12 protein-coding genes are annotated in these 15287 nt (G+C 42.6%); 1 reads left to right on the top strand and 11 read right to left on the bottom strand.

What is annotated here, in order from left to right; translation table 11 throughout:
• Positions 1–17: 17 nt before the first annotated feature.
• The 11 genes from BMW45_RS17165 to BMW45_RS17115 form a co-directional block, all read right to left on the bottom strand.
• Positions 18–839, bottom strand: coding sequence for a carbohydrate ABC transporter permease (locus BMW45_RS17165; RefSeq protein ID WP_084719531.1), 822 nt, complete (start codon positions 837–839; stop codon positions 18–20).
• 2 nt (positions 840–841) lie between these two features.
• Positions 842–1723 (bottom strand): carbohydrate ABC transporter permease, encoded by an 882-nt coding sequence (locus BMW45_RS17160; RefSeq protein ID WP_092246799.1) that lies wholly within the window; start codon positions 1721–1723, stop codon positions 842–844.
• A gap of 32 nt (positions 1724–1755) precedes the next feature.
• Complete coding sequence (locus BMW45_RS17155; RefSeq protein WP_092246796.1) at positions 1756–3012, bottom strand: ABC transporter substrate-binding protein; 1257 nt, start codon at positions 3010–3012, stop codon at positions 1756–1758.
• 722 nt (positions 3013–3734) lie between these two features.
• Entirely contained in the window at positions 3735–4499 is a 765-nt protein-coding gene (locus tag BMW45_RS17150; RefSeq protein ID WP_092246793.1) for an SDR family NAD(P)-dependent oxidoreductase, read from the bottom strand.
• Between the two features lie 17 nt (positions 4500–4516).
• On the bottom strand, positions 4517–5539 hold the full coding sequence (locus BMW45_RS17145) for an alcohol dehydrogenase catalytic domain-containing protein (protein ID WP_025231862.1): 1023 nt from the start codon (positions 5537–5539) through the stop codon (positions 4517–4519).
• 20 nt (positions 5540–5559) lie between these two features.
• The gene (locus BMW45_RS17140; protein ID WP_025231861.1) at positions 5560–6807 is read right to left on the bottom strand and encodes an enolase C-terminal domain-like protein; all 1248 of its coding nucleotides are present in this window, start codon (positions 6805–6807) and stop codon (positions 5560–5562) included.
• Positions 6791–7840, bottom strand: a complete 1050-nt coding sequence (locus BMW45_RS17135; protein WP_330390793.1) for an ABC transporter ATP-binding protein — start codon at positions 7838–7840, stop codon at positions 6791–6793. The genes BMW45_RS17140 and BMW45_RS17135 overlap by 17 nt, the downstream gene beginning before the upstream one ends.
• A gap of 2 nt (positions 7841–7842) precedes the next feature.
• Complete coding sequence (locus BMW45_RS17130; protein WP_092246790.1) at positions 7843–8808, bottom strand: ABC transporter ATP-binding protein; 966 nt, start codon at positions 8806–8808, stop codon at positions 7843–7845.
• A gap of 17 nt (positions 8809–8825) precedes the next feature.
• Complete coding sequence (locus BMW45_RS17125) at positions 8826–9653, bottom strand: ABC transporter permease (protein ID WP_330390916.1); 828 nt, start codon at positions 9651–9653, stop codon at positions 8826–8828.
• Positions 9654–9692: 39 nt separating this feature from the next.
• Positions 9693–10622 (bottom strand): ABC transporter permease, encoded by a 930-nt coding sequence (locus BMW45_RS17120; RefSeq protein ID WP_051515247.1) that lies wholly within the window; start codon positions 10620–10622, stop codon positions 9693–9695.
• Positions 10623–10645: 23 nt separating this feature from the next.
• The gene (locus BMW45_RS17115) at positions 10646–12226 is read right to left on the bottom strand and encodes an ABC transporter substrate-binding protein (RefSeq protein WP_092246784.1); all 1581 of its coding nucleotides are present in this window, start codon (positions 12224–12226) and stop codon (positions 10646–10648) included.
• Between the two features lie 257 nt (positions 12227–12483).
• On the opposite strand from BMW45_RS17115, the gene BMW45_RS17110 reads away from it, so the two are divergent.
• The gene (locus BMW45_RS17110; RefSeq protein ID WP_092246781.1) at positions 12484–14763 is read left to right on the top strand and encodes a helix-turn-helix domain-containing protein; all 2280 of its coding nucleotides are present in this window, start codon (positions 12484–12486) and stop codon (positions 14761–14763) included.
• Positions 14764–15287: the final 524 nt, after the last annotated feature.

Below are 15287 nucleotides of genomic sequence, written 5' to 3'. Positions count from 1 at the left end.
GCTTGAGATTCCTTTCATTAACCTTTGTTGGCACCACTGACTCCATCTACAAACATATCCTGTGTCAGTACAAATATAAATAATGTTGGCAAAATAGATAATACAGTTCCCGCAGCCACCCAACCAAAATTATATGCAAACTGTCCGTTTAACATGGTTAATGCTGCGGAAAGCGGATATTTATTGGTACTGTTCAAAACAATCATAGGCCAGAGGAAATCATTCCAGCTTGCCATAAATTGGAACAGTACTACTACTGCTATACTAGGCTTTACCATCGGCATGATCAATGAAAAAAATATTCTCAATTCACTGGCGCCATCCATTCGCCCCGACTCTCTTATGGAGTCCGGAATATTTAAAAATGCCTGGCGCATATTGAATATATTAAAAATAGTAACAGATGTGGGCAGTATAACTCCCAGGTAAGAATCGCTTAATCCCAATTTGGTGATGGTCAGGTAATTCACAACCATGGCTGCTGTCGAGGGAATAATCATCGCCGAAATAATAATTGTGAATAGTATATCTTTTCCCTTAAAATTAAGTTTTGCTAATGGATAAGCTGTCATACTCGCTATCAACGCATTTAAAAATACACTGGCTCCAGAAATAAGTACCGTATTCCATATATAACTTCCAAAATCAACAAACTCAAAAACCCCGGTAAAATTGGATATGGAAAAACTTTGAAGTTTTACATTGTATGGAAAATCATATACATTCGTATTCGGAAGCAGAGAGGAAAGCAGCAGCCAAAGAAATGGTCCAACCATAATTACGCTGATGCAAATCAAAATCAAATAAGTAAATGTTTTTTTAATTTTTCTGTTCATCATGCTCACCTTAATTTTTTTCGATTATAGAGTTTTACAAATAAGCTAAAGAATAAAATGATTACACTCAATATCAGACTAAGCGCAGCTGCATATCCAAAATCAAAATTTTGAAACCCCTTTTGGTATATGTACAAACTTGCAGTTAAGGTTGAGTTTCCCGGACCTCCTTTGGTTAGTACGAAAGGTTCATCAAAGACCTTGATTGCACTCATCACACTCATTAATGAGCACATCACAACCTGTGGTTTCAGCATTGGGATTAGTATTTTGAAAAAAATCTGAATGCTACTAGCCCTGTCAATTCTTGCTGCCTCTGTTAATTCGCCGGGAACCGATTGTAAGCCCGCCAAATATATTACCATATAATATCCGACACCCTTCCAGGTGGTAATAAACATTAATACCCACAAAGCAGTCTGATCATTGGAAAGCCAACTGATTTTTTCAGAAAGAATATTGGTTCCCAATAATATTTTGTTAATCAGTCCTCCACTGCTTAACAACCAGCTCCATACGATCGATACCGCTACCGTAGATGTAATTACCGGAAAATAGAAAAGAGTTCGAAATACTTTTACTCCCCTCATCTTCTGATTCAGCGCAACCGCAAATGCAAGAGATATCAACTGAATAATTGGAACAATAATTACATATTGAATTGAGTTTTTAAGAGCGGCTATAAAATCCGAATCTGAAAATGCTTTCCCAAAATTCTTCATGCCTACAAAATGCATATCCCCTACTACAGAATAGTCTGTAAATGCCAATGGAATACTGTATATCAGAGGCCAAAAAACAAACACTGCTAAAATGAGCAGCCCGGGTAACATAGTTACCCAGGCATATGCAGTTTCGGACTTTAAATGATTTTTTTTATTTTTCATCTTCTCCAAAACAATAGGATCCTTTCTACGAATTAATCTTTGAGTTGTTTATTAACTTCTTCTACAATTTTGTCCAACCCTTCCTGCACATCTTTGTCATTAAATAAAATATCCTGTAAATCGCGGTTTACTTTTTCCAAAATATGCTGGGGTACAGGAATTTCCATAGATTTTTCCAGACCGGAAGCTGCCGCTATTTTGATTTGTGCTTCTAACGAACCATCACTTTCTTTAAAATAAGGGTCTTCAATGGTTTTTTTCGTAGAAGGTATCGTATTTGCAGTTTTTGAAAATTCCAACTGATTGTCAGGATTCGAAACAAACTCTGCAAATTTAAATGCCATCTCTTTATGTTTCGATTTATCCGGAACACCTAAGTACATGGTTGTTGTTACACTATGCTCAAAAGGTACCGGGATAACCGTGGTATTTTGATACACATCCGGTGCGGTTGTCTTGAATTTGTTAACAAACGTGGTACCGGAATAAACAGACACAACTTGTTTTGAATTGTATAATTGAGCTCTTGTCTCCTGATCCAGATTTTCTTTCGGATTGGCACTGTCCTCATACAATTTTTGAAACTCTTTAATGACTTCAACCGCTTCCGGTTTATTAATCAGTAATTCTGTATAATCTTCATTAAATACCGGAACCCCCGCAGAGCCTAAGATTTCACGGATATTCGCTTCCATTGCCATTCCATATAAGTTTGTCTTTTTTGTGACATCAATTGCCCAATCATAGTATTCTGCTGCGGTAGTTGGATAATTTTCCGTGGAGATATTTGCATCTTTTAAAAGACTTTCATTAATATAGATAATCGGTATTGTTGTATACCAAGGTAATGCCAGTACCTGTTCTTCCACTTTAGTTGCTCCGTAAATTCCGTCAAAAAATGAATTTTTGGTTTCATCCGAAATATATTCTTCTGCATTTGCTAAAGCAGATTTATCTCCAAGTGTTAAGATCATATCTGCGTTCAGGTTCACTACATCCGGTGCATTGTCACTGGCTATAGAGGTCAATAATTTATCCTGAATCGTATCCTTCGGGTAGTCTTTCCAGTCGATCGTTACGTTTGGATTTGCGTTTTCAAATTCAGCGATCAATTTTCCAAAATATTCGTTAAAAGTCGGCTGTAACGATATGGTCCAAAATTCTATCGATTCTTTGTCTCCATCAGTCTTCTGAGCAGTACCAGGGGCTGCACCACCACATCCCATTGTTCCAATTACTAATCCCATTGTTATCGCAGAAACAGCAATTTTCTTTTTGATATTAAACATTTTCCTTTTCTCCTCCAATATTAATCGATTCTCAAATTACATTGCCATTTAATTTTAGTTTCTTTATATACACCTCCATTTAGCACATCTATAATTGTCAAGGTTATTTAGTCCTCATTTAGGATTAATTGGATTATAGCACCTTCACCATACCTTGTCAATTGGGTTTTTTACAGATTCAACAAAAAAATTATCTTTTTCAACATTTAATTGTGGGAATTTGTTGTATCATTAGATTTTATATTCTCTCTCATTTTTGTCTCCTTTTATATTCCAAAACGGAACAAAGTGTCTTCGGCACACTCAACTCCCCTGCCCCTCACTCATGAGGGGTTTTGGGCCTGCCTCCACCGCCATTGTGTCTTTACTATTCCAGAAGAACTTCGTGTCTTTTTTCTTATTGACCGCAACCTTCTTAACTGTCTCTTACAAAAAAGACATCTTCATTTAACATGAAAATGTCCTTCTAAAAAATATGCCAGAAATTTCTCTTTACTAACCTTCTTATTCCATATCTCTACATATCGTGATGTAAATTTGATGTATTTTTGATGTAAGCTCGATTTTTTCAGCTTTAAAAAGTCTGCAAATCTGCAAATGTCATAACTTTTCGAGACAGATATGTCAAAAATAAAAAACATGCAAGAGTATATTCTGTATCCTCTCTGCATGTTTTTTATTTCTGATACTCATTATTCCGGTCAGATACAGCTGTTCCCCAGCTACTTTACCAAATAACCGCCATCAACCGGAATTGTTGCACCGTTTAAATAATCTGAAGCTGCGGATGCCAGAAATAATACCGGTCCTTTTAAATCCTCCGGCGTTCCCCAGCGACCGGCAGGAATGCGAAGCGCACACTCATCCTTGCGGGCCTGTGTCATATTGGCACACATTTCCGTGTCCATATAACCCGGGCAAATACAGTTGATATTGATATTCCGCCCGGCACAGTCAACTGCCAGGCTCTTAGTCAGCTGAGATACCGCTCCCTTAGTTGCAGTGTAAGCCGGCACTGTTGTCCCGCCAAACCAGGTAACCATGGAACCAATGTTGATAATCTTACCCCCGGTGGACTGCTGCAGCATCACCTTTAACGCTTTCTGAATCATGATAAAAACATGATTCAGGTTGATATCAATGACCAGATCCCACTCCTCCAGCGGAAACTCCTCCGGCAGATGTCTTCTCTGTACCCCAGCAGCCGGAATCAGTACATCGAGCTTACCATCCAGAATCTCCATACATTCATTGAAGATACGGTCAATATCCTCACGATCGGCAAGGTTTCCGGCAACGCTGAAAGCTTCGTATCCCTGTGACTGATAACCGGCCACCACAGATTCTAATTTATCTTTCTGTACATCCACAATTACTACTTTACAACCGGCCTCCAGCAGACCTTCAGCCATTCCGCGGGATAAGCCCTGAGCCCCACCAGTAATGATACAATGTTTTCCTGTCACATCAAATTTATTGGATATCATCGATGATATACCTCCTATTAATCAAATAAAATAACGGTCTTCTTTACTTCCGGGGCCGGATTTATAATATTTTCAAACACTTTCTCTATCTCACTGAATTTTACAAATGTGGTTGCCAGGCCTTCCAGCTGATATTTGCCATCTGCCATATTCTGTGCAACCGGTTTAAACTGATAAGCACTCATGCGGGTACCAATAATGTCTAGTTCTCTCTTATTGATATCTGCCTGGCTGATGGCCTCCGGCTTGTCGCAAAAGCCCAGCGGTACCACCCGTCCGGCATTGCAGACAATCCCATACTGCATCACTAATTCTAGGCTGCCGGGGAAACAGGCACTATCAAAAGCAACGGTACATCCATGTCCGTCCGTTATCTCGGCAATTCTCTCAATAATATTCTCGTTCTTGCTGTTAATCACGTAATCCGCACCATACCCTTTGGCACGCTCCAGCAATTTATCATCAACATCACAGCAAATTACTTTCGCACCGTGTACTTTACAAGCTTGTAGAATAATCGTTCCAATCGTTCCGGTTCCCAAGATGAAAACCGTATCATCGGCCACAACCCTTGCTCTCTTAGTGCAGTGAGCCCCGATCGCAATCGGCTCGATCAGTGCCGCATTCTGCCACGGAATATTGTCATCAATCTTATAGACATCATCTGCCGGGGCGGTAAAGTATTCTCTCCAGCCGCCATCCGTTCCGCTGCCCCGCACCAATACCTGCTCGCAGACTTCTTCACGTCCATGGGTACACTGATAACAGGTGCCACATGTGATAATCAAATCAACCACTACATGATCGCCGACTTTCACATTCTCTACACCTTCGCCAACCTTCGCAATGACTCCGGCATTCTCATGCCCCGGTATCAGCGGATAGCTGGAACAGGGATTCTCACCCTTGAAAATATGCATATCACTGCCGCATACACCGGCGGCTTTCATCTGAATTAATACCTCACCCGCTCCCGGTTCCGGAATCGGTACTTCTCTTACTTCAAAGTGAAACGGACTGGTAATTATACAAGATTTCATCTTATCATCCTCTATCTTTTCTATGGTGTCTGCAATGCACCATCTCTGCGTCTTGTCTGCGTCCATGTGACAACACAATTCTCACACGGATATTTCGCTGCCTCTGTTTCATTCATATCAACGCCAAGCCCAGGCTTGTCATTGGCATACACATAACCATCTTTAAATTCCGGTAATCCCGGAAAAACCTCCAACAACGCTCCATGCGGCCCTTTCAAATCCTGGATCACAAAGTTCGGCGGTTCAATTCCTGACCACTCCTGAACACCAAAGTTCGGTGCTGCCAAGTCAATATGGATATTGGCGGCATGGGCAATCGGAGACATATCTCCGGGACCGTGCCAGGCCGTCCTCACACCATATTGTTCCGCAAACACCTGTAACTTTTTGGCCGGGGTAATCCCTCCAACCTGACTGATATGAACCCGGATAAAGTCAATCAACTGCTCTGCGATAATCTGTTTCCATTCTACACTATTATTAAATAATTCCCCTTCAGCAATCGGGATACTGGTCTGGCCTCGCAAATTCCGAAGCCAGGGAAGCTGTTCAATCGGAACCGGATCCTCCAAAAAGAATAAATCAAACGGCTCCAAGGCCCGGGCCAGCTTAATTGCCTCAATCGGTGCAATCCGTTCATGAACATCATGAACCAGATTCATCTCATATCCAATTTTCGCTCTTATTCCTTCAAATAATTTTACGGTATTGCGTATGTATTCCCCCGAGTCAAGATAAATCCCAGGCAGAGCTCCCAGTGGTGCGGTTTTCGGTACCGTTCCATAGCTGTCGCCCCCATAACCACCGCACTGGCAGCGGATATTGGTAATTCCCATGGCTTGAAACTTCAGGATATTATCACAAACCTCTTCTACATCACGCCCATCCGCATGGCGGTAAACCGGAATACCCTCCCGGCATTTGCCGCCAAATAACTGATAAACAGGCATCCCTGCCATCTTGCCCTTGATATCCCAAAGAGCCATATCGACACCGGAAATCGCATTGTTCTCAATCGGCCCGTTACGCCAATAGGCATTCTGGTGCATCAATTGCCACAGGTCCTCAATCCGGTCTACATCCCGTCCCACCAGCAATGGCTTTAAATATTCATCGACTACCGTTTTTATCGCCAGATGGCGATATGCAAAGGTTGCACACCCCAGGCCGTAAAGCCCGGGCTGGTTGGTATCCACCTTCACCACCACCAGATTAATCCCTTCCGGTGCGGTAAAAATCACCCTGATGTCTCTAATCTTTGTATCCATTATGTCCTCCGTCTTTATCAGCCGCCATGCCAAGCTCAATTTCTCTGGCACGTTTCTGGCTTTCCTCATAAAAATGACATGCAACGCAATGTCCTTCACCCACTTCTTTCAGTTCCGGCTTCTCCGTTTTGCAAATCTCCTTTGCCATAAAACACCGCGGAGCAAACCGGCACCCATCGGAAGGATTGATCGGGCTGGGAACATCACCTTTTAAAACAATACGGCTGTTCTTGTCTTCAAAGTCAAGCTTCGGCACTGCCGACAGCAAAGCAATCGTATAGGGGTGATAAGCATCCGCAAAAATATCATCCGTATCCGCGATCTCAATAATCTGCCCCAGATACATCACTGCAACCCGCTGGGAAATATGACGCACCACACTGAGGTCATGGGAAATGAACAAAAAGGACAGGTTCATCTTTTTTTGGAGATCCATCAAAAGATTGATGATCGTTGCCTGGATTGAGACATCCAGGGAAGATACCGGCTCATCACAGACAATAAACTCCGGTCCCAATGACAATGCCCGGGCAATCCCAATCAACTGGCGTTTTCCGCCATCCAATTCATGCGGATACTTTTCAAGGACATACTTTTCAAGGCCGCACAGCTCAATAATCTCTTCAATTTTCTTTTGCCGTTCCGTACCAGAACATAAATTATGAATGCTGTAAGCCTCCTGCATAATGCTGTTAATGGTCTTTTTCGGATTCAGCGATGAGTACGGATCCTGGAAGATAATCTGAATTTTCTTCTTATACTCCATACTCTCCAGTCCTTTGGACTCAAGTACATTGCTGCCTTTAAACAACACCTTTCCATCCGTTGCCTGATGCAGCCGCATGATGACATTTCCAACCGTCGATTTTCCGCATCCAGATTCTCCAACCAGACCAAGTGTCTCCCCCGGCTGGACGGAAAAGCTGATGCCATCCACCGCATGCAGCATGCCTTTATTCTTCACCTTAAAATGCTTATATAAGTTCTGTACCTCAATCAGAGGTAACTGTTCATGTTTCATTGTATTATTCATCTTCACTGCCCCTCCCGCTCCCAGCATGCGACAAAATGTCCATCTGAAAATTCGTGTAATGCCGGCATCTCTTGTTTGCATTGTTCAGTGCAATAGCTGCAGCGGGGATGAAATTTACATCCGGTCGGCAGAGCATTAGCATTTGCCACATTCCCCGGAATAAACGTCAGACGGTTACGCGGGCCCGTCAGACTGGGGATTGCCCCCAGCAGCCCTTTGGTATACCAGTGTTGAGGGTTGGTAAAAACTTCCCTGACCGTACCATACTCAATAATCGTCCCTGCATAAATGACCGCCACCTTTTGACACAGCTCGGCGATAATCCCCAGATTGTGGGTAATCATGAGCAAGGAACTGGAACGTTTTCTCTGCAGTTCTTTCATCAGTTCCAAAATCTGTGCCTGAATCGTAACATCCAACGCAGTTGTAGGCTCATCAGCAATCAACAGTTCCGGATTGCAGGCCAGAGCGGCTGCGATACCTACCCTCTGACGCATTCCTCCAGAAAACTGGTGCGGATAATCTTCCAGACGGTATTTGGCAATACCGACCATCTCAAGCAACCCTTCCGCTTTCTTAAGGGCATCTTTCTGGCTGAGATTTTCATGCTTGCGCAATACCATTGAGATCTGCTCACCAACGGTAAACAGCGGATTTAATGAACTCAGCGGATTCTGAAAGATCATGGAAATCTTATTGCCGCGCATTCCTTCCAAGCTTTTCTCATTCATATCCAATACGGATTCTCCATCAAAATGGATAGAACCGCCTGTGATTTTGCCGACATCGGCAGGCAACAAATTTAAAGCCGAAAGTGCAATTGTTGTTTTTCCTGCTCCGGTCTCACCGACCAGCCCCAGTGCTTCCCCCTTTTCAATCGATAAGTTGATTCCATTTAAGGCTTTAGCCGTTGCCCGCCCGGTCCTGTATTCCACCTGCAGGCCTTTAATCTCCAATAGTTTAGCCATCGTTTACTCTCCCATTCCTAATCTTTATTCTTTGGATCGAGAATGTCCCGCACTCCGTCACCGAGGAAATTAAACGCCAACACGATAATCATAAGGGTGACACCTGGAACCACAACCGTCCAGGGAGCGGTTGCAATATACTCCCGGCCATCCGCAATCATGGAGCCAAGAGAAGGCTGCGGCAGCGGTACTCCCATTCCAAGAAAGCTTAAGTTTGCTTCTGTCAAAATAACAAAACCAATCTGCTGACTCATCAGAATAATCAAAGGTGTCAGCACGCAAGGCAGAATCTGGGTAATCAGGATTCTGGCATTGGATGCTCCCAGTACCCGAGACGCTTGGATAAACTCCGAATTACGGATACCCATGACACTCCCCCGCACAACCCTGGTGTAGGAGGTCCAGCCGACAACAGCCAGAACCAGCAGCAGATTAGGAACACTGTTGCCGAAAATTGCCATAACGGTAATCGCCAGAACCATGGTTGGGATCGAGAGCTGGATGTCACAGATACGCATAATCACATTGTCGATCGATCCGCCAAAGTAACCGGCAATTGCTCCTAGTGCGGTTCCGATCACTGCCGGAATCAACACGCCTGCCGCCGCGATCAGCAGGGAAATCCGACAGCCCATGACCAGTCGGGTGAAAATATCCTGCCCCAGTGCATCCGTACCCAGAATATGTCCACGAATACCACCGGCTAAGAATTCTGGTGATATCAGCCGCTTACGTAAATCTGACTGAATCGGATCGTGAACCACAAATAACGGAGAAGTGAAAGCAACCAAGATGACAATCACCGCAATCAGTGAGCCGATAATAAAGAATTTGGACTTTTTCATCCTTCTGAATAATTCACTTTTCTTCATCTATATTACCCCCTAATCCAGATTCATCCGGGGATCGACCACCACATAGATGATGTCTACCAGAATGTTTATCGCCACAAATAACGCCGCTGAAACCAAAAGAATCGACTGAATCAGCGGAAAATCCCGCATGTTGATTGCCTTGACCGTCAGGCTTCCAAGACCCGGCCATCCAAACACCTGCTCAACGATGATTGCCCCGGCCAGCAATTGCCCAATCTGCATACCGATAATTGTAATCGTTGGGAGCAGTGCATTCTTAAGAGCATATTTGGTATAGACCTTCCAGTTGCTGATTCCGCGTGCCTTCGTAGCCGTTATGTAATCCTCCTGAAGCACTTCGTACATGCCGGACCGAAGCATCCGCGTCACTAATGCCGCCAGCGGCAGTCCTAAGGTCAATGCCGGCAAAATCAAATTACGGAACGAACCATACCCCTGTGTCGGCAGGATTCCTAGGTAAACACCGAAAAATAAAATAAACAACAGTCCCAGCCATACCTGTGACATGGACATACCTAAAAGAGCAAAGACCATGGACCCGAAATCAATGGCCGAACCCTTTTTAATTCCGGAAATGATACCCATCGGGAAACTGACCAAAATCGAAACCAACACTGCCGAAAATGTCAAAATACCGGTAGCCGGCAGACGTCCAAATATCAATTCACCGCAAGAACGGTTAAAAAAAATAGAGGTGCCCAAATTTCCCCTTAGTACGCCCGATATGTATATGAGATATTGCTGGATCAACGGTTTATCTAACCCCATCTTAACTTCTACCGCTGCGATCTGCTCCGGCGTGGCATTATCCGCCAGCATCAGAGCTGCCGGATTGCCAGGGGCCAGACGCATCAGCGTAAAAGCTACGACGGAGACACCGAAAAGCACAATGATGGCAGATAATAATCTCTTTGCCATAAATCGCATAAAATTCTGCATTCCAATCCCTCCTCGTAGGTAAATTAATTTTTCATTACTCTGGACAAATCGATAATGGTGTCATTATACGCATTCACTCCGCTCAATTTGTCAGAATAAGCATTGATGGTATCCAGGTTGATAAAATAGCACATTCTGCCGCCATCTTCCATTATCAAGGTAAACGCTTCTTTCAATAATTCATTCTGCTTATCTAAGTCGATAGTTTCTTTGGCTTCTGTGAGCAATGCGGTTACTTCCGGATTTTCCATTTCCGTATTACAAGAGTCAGACAGCCAGTGAGTAATCATATGACGCCATGGGGAACCGTTATTATAAAATACGTTAGAAAAGGCAATGTCATAATCTCCTGCGGAACGTTTGGAAACGAAAGTAGCTCCCTCCATAATCTCCAGTTTTACTTTAAATCCGGCCTCGGTCATCATCGACATAACCGCCTGAAGCACCTCTTTGGTTCGCGGAACCTTTCCATCAATCGCCATAAAATAAACTTCTTCGCCATTATAACTGCTGTCAGCCAATAACTGCTTTGCCAGTTCCGGATCATATTGATTATATTTCGCTTCCAGTTCCTTATCATAACCGGTCACCCCTTCCATGACCGGCCAAAAGGCAGGCGAACCGGAGCCAAGGATGCTTTCTACAATCAACTGTCTGTCAATCGCATGAGTCAGAGCCAGACGCACATTCTTATCAGCAAATGGTTTTCCTGCCCCGCTCTGGAGTGCCATCCAGGAAATGGTGGTACCTGGCTGGGAATCCACAACAACGCCCTCACTGCCTGCCAAAACCTCCACCTGATCCGGCGGAATATTGGAAATGAGATCAAACTCACCGGTTCTCATACTGGATACACGAGTGGTATCTTCAGAGATTGGTTTGTAAATAATTTTATCAACATTAGATTTGTTCTCTCCCCAATCCCAGTAATCATCATTTCTTACAAACACAGCCTCATTGCCCGGATCCCAGCTGTCAAATTTCCATGCTCCGGTGCCCGGATTGGTTTTGAACAGCTCTTCGCCATGTTCCACCAATGCTTTCGCCGGCAGCATCGGCATGTAAGTCAGCTGATTGAGCATATCGCCAATCGGTTTTTTACAATGTATAATTGCCGTATAATCATCCGCCACTTCTACTTCTTCAATGTCAGACCAAAGGAAATTCATATTCAGGGTTGTATCAAATGCTCCTCGTTCCAGTGTAGCTTTGACACATTCCGCATTAAATTCCTCGCCATTGTGGAATTTGACCCCTTCTCTCAATTTAAAGGTCCAGTCAAGTCCATCATCCGATACACTCCATTCCGTCGCCAACCCAGGTTCATAGCTTCCTGCATGATCGGTTCGTACCAGCATATCATAAATCAGTAACTGGATACTGTAAAACGGCACCACCGGCTGCCCCATCGTATCCCAGGTATAGACATCCTCCGACATGGAAAAGGTTACAACATTTTCGTTTTTTCCGTTATTATTAGTTGAAGATACACTTTCTGATCCTTTGCCTCCGGACGTACTGTTGCCGCCCCCGCATCCTGCAAGTGTCGAAGCACTGACTGCCACTGCCAATAAACAGGATAATAGCATTTTGCTTTTTCTCATAAATACATTCCTCTCTTTTTTTCCTCAATGCATAAAATTTGTTACTCGCTAACAAGCTTGTTGTGTGTATTGAGTATATTTCATCAGTAATGCCTCTGTAAATAAGCGATTCTTCTCTTTTTACTCAAATTTTATCCTGACAGAATAAATATTGTTCAAAAGATAATTATTGTTAAAATGTTGTGCTTGTGGTGTTAATTTTAATTGGTTATACTAATATTGCAATACTTGAACAATTGTAAACAGGAGTGAATCGCATGGAACATGAAATAACTTTAAACCAATTTAAAAACAAAAAATTGCTTCCCCAACTCTTCACTGTACTGTTGGGATTCAGTACGATATTGATGGTTGTTACTTCTTTTGTTGTAAATCATCAAACCACAAACTCCATTATGCAGAAAAATAATCAGACCTATTCAAATATGGTAAAAGTGTCATCCCAAACCCTGGATACACTGCTCTTCGGTTATCACGATTCACTCACACATATTACCTATGATGCGGCGATCATCGACTCTGTGGTCAGTCCCAAACCCCAGGAACATGCCTCTAACTATCAGGTACTATCTGTCTTAAACGGCTATTGCCAGGAAAATGAAGCGATCGAAGAAATCTATCTGCATATACGCAAAACAGATCAGATACTCACATCAACCTATGCAGCAAGTACGTTGGATCAGTTTTCAGAAATAAATTTGATAAAAAACCATATTGGGAATTATCACACGACCTCTTTATTAAAAAGCGGTCGTACAACTTCTATCGAACTGTATAACGGAAGAATTTACCTTGTCCGTGACTTTCCGTTAAATAGAGATAAAAGCCTCGGCACCTTATACATGAAGCTTAATTCCAGTACCATTTTTGGCAGTACATTGTCAGCCAGCCAAACCTCTTACAGTTACCTTCTGGCCTATGATAACAACTGGAATCCGCTCTTTCCGAATTTGATTGACTACCAAAGACTTCCAGAGCATGTTTTCAGCATATTATCCGATGCAGATATAGATAATACCGGTACCCGGAACATTGATGGGTATCATTACTTCTTCTTCCCCTCTGAGCAGTCACATATAAACCTGGTTCTGTCAGTCAATGACACCTACTTTTCACCCGGAATCAAAGACGCTTTGAAAAATGCTTTTCCTTTTTTAATTTTGATAATGGTACTCAGCATCATACTCACCGCCTGTATTCTCTATTTAAGCTATTTTCCAATTTTGAAACTGACGAAAATGGTTTCTATCGGGGGAACGGATCAAGGAGCCGTCAAAAATGAATGGGAATTCTTGACGGAGCGGTTCTTTACCATTTCCCAGAAGAGGGAAGAATTAGATCAAATCCTGGGCAGCATGGTCCCTCAGATATCCAGAGAATTTTACTTTGAGCTGCTAAACGGCAAACCACTGGAACAGGAATACATAGAAACTATGCTCACCAATTTAGAGAGTCCTTTAAAACCCTACGGAACCTTTGGTATTGTGGCGCTGACGGTATCAGATACACTTGAATTTACAAAACGGGAGCAGATTTTGGAGCACTTGTCCCGTTTGCTTAATGACTACACAGACAAGCTTTGCAATTATATCTTTCAACAAGTTGATAAGAGCCTCTATGCATTTATGATCCAATACAACCCAAATGCAAACCAATATCAAATCACAAACTTAGAAATTAAATTAGAGCAAATTTTTTACGAACTTATGGATATCCAGGAGCAAGCTTGGATGGAGATCGGACCAAAATGCAATTCCTTGCAACATATCTCTGTCTCATATATAGAAACCCTGAAGAGGCTTACCCAGAAAAAATACCTGACTAAAGAAAACCTGATGATTGAATCAGAAGAACCCGATGATTCTGTAACTTTGAACTATAGTTATTTCCAGGTACAGCTCTCGGCTATTACCGGATACCTGATGGAAGGAAATGATGAGTTGGCTATGCAAAAATCATTACAACTATGCAATCTTATCTATAAGGGGCAATCACCGGATGAAACATATGGTGCATTTGAGTGCTATCGGCAGGCATTTCAAAACACCCTCACAACGTATAACATTATAGAAACGAACCAGAAAGAATATGCATTTGTCTTTGAGGATTTGGCTTATAAAACAGATGTGGAATTAACGCCTGAATCAGTAAAAGAATATATGGAACGATTCTGTATCGCCGCCATCCATCTCCTCTTTAGTAAATATCAGAAACAGCAGCATAAATACTTGATTAAAGCAAAGCGATTTATCGAGGAACATTATACGGATCCTGACTTGTCACTTAATCTTCTGGCTGAAGAGTGCGGTACAACCACCAGCTACTTAAGTAAATTATTTAAGGAGAGCTTTGGAATAAACTTCGTCGAATATCTGAACCGTCATCGTATTGATCAGGCGAAGGAACTGCTGGATGTCGGTATGGATACCATTGGAGAAATCGCTTCTGCAACAGGATTCAATTCACAGCAGAATTTTATCCGGGTATTTAAAAAGCACATGGGAAAAACTCCGGGTCAGTACCGCTCTGTAAAGTAATTCATCAACTTATTTCAGCTGAGAGACAAGGGAAAAGCGGAGCAAACAGATTTATTGTAAGCTACGAAATCAGGCAGCTCATTGACGAGCATCAGGAGGGATAGCTATGCTGGATAAGACTGGTGTGCGATTGTTTTACCTTGCTGCAATAAAAACAGCCCCTTAACATGGCCGACTGCAAAAGCCATGTTGGAGACTGTTTTCATTCATTTATTATTTTTCGCCCAGCCTTCGGCAGTTTTGGGATCAATCACCAGCTTAATATACTCCTGTATTACCCAAAGCAAAACAGAATACGCTTTATCTGTAACACCGGAAAGAAGACCTGCATAAACACTTGTACTCCTCTTGTTAAGGAATATATGGACTACCGTATACTTTAAGAAAATAAAAAGACAGAGCTTTCTAAAAATAATATTCCCGAAAAATTCGTAAGAATGTTGTTTTTAATAACTCTGTCTTTTTTATTTACTGTCATATCCTCATTTTTTTCGTCCACAATAGTACCTGTTGCCGTAGAGATA

It is taken from the genome of Lacrimispora sphenoides (assembly GCF_900105215.1).
Lineage (GTDB): Bacteria > Bacillota > Clostridia > Lachnospirales > Lachnospiraceae > Lacrimispora > Lacrimispora sphenoides_A.
This window is presented reverse-complemented; position numbering and strand designations above follow the sequence as displayed.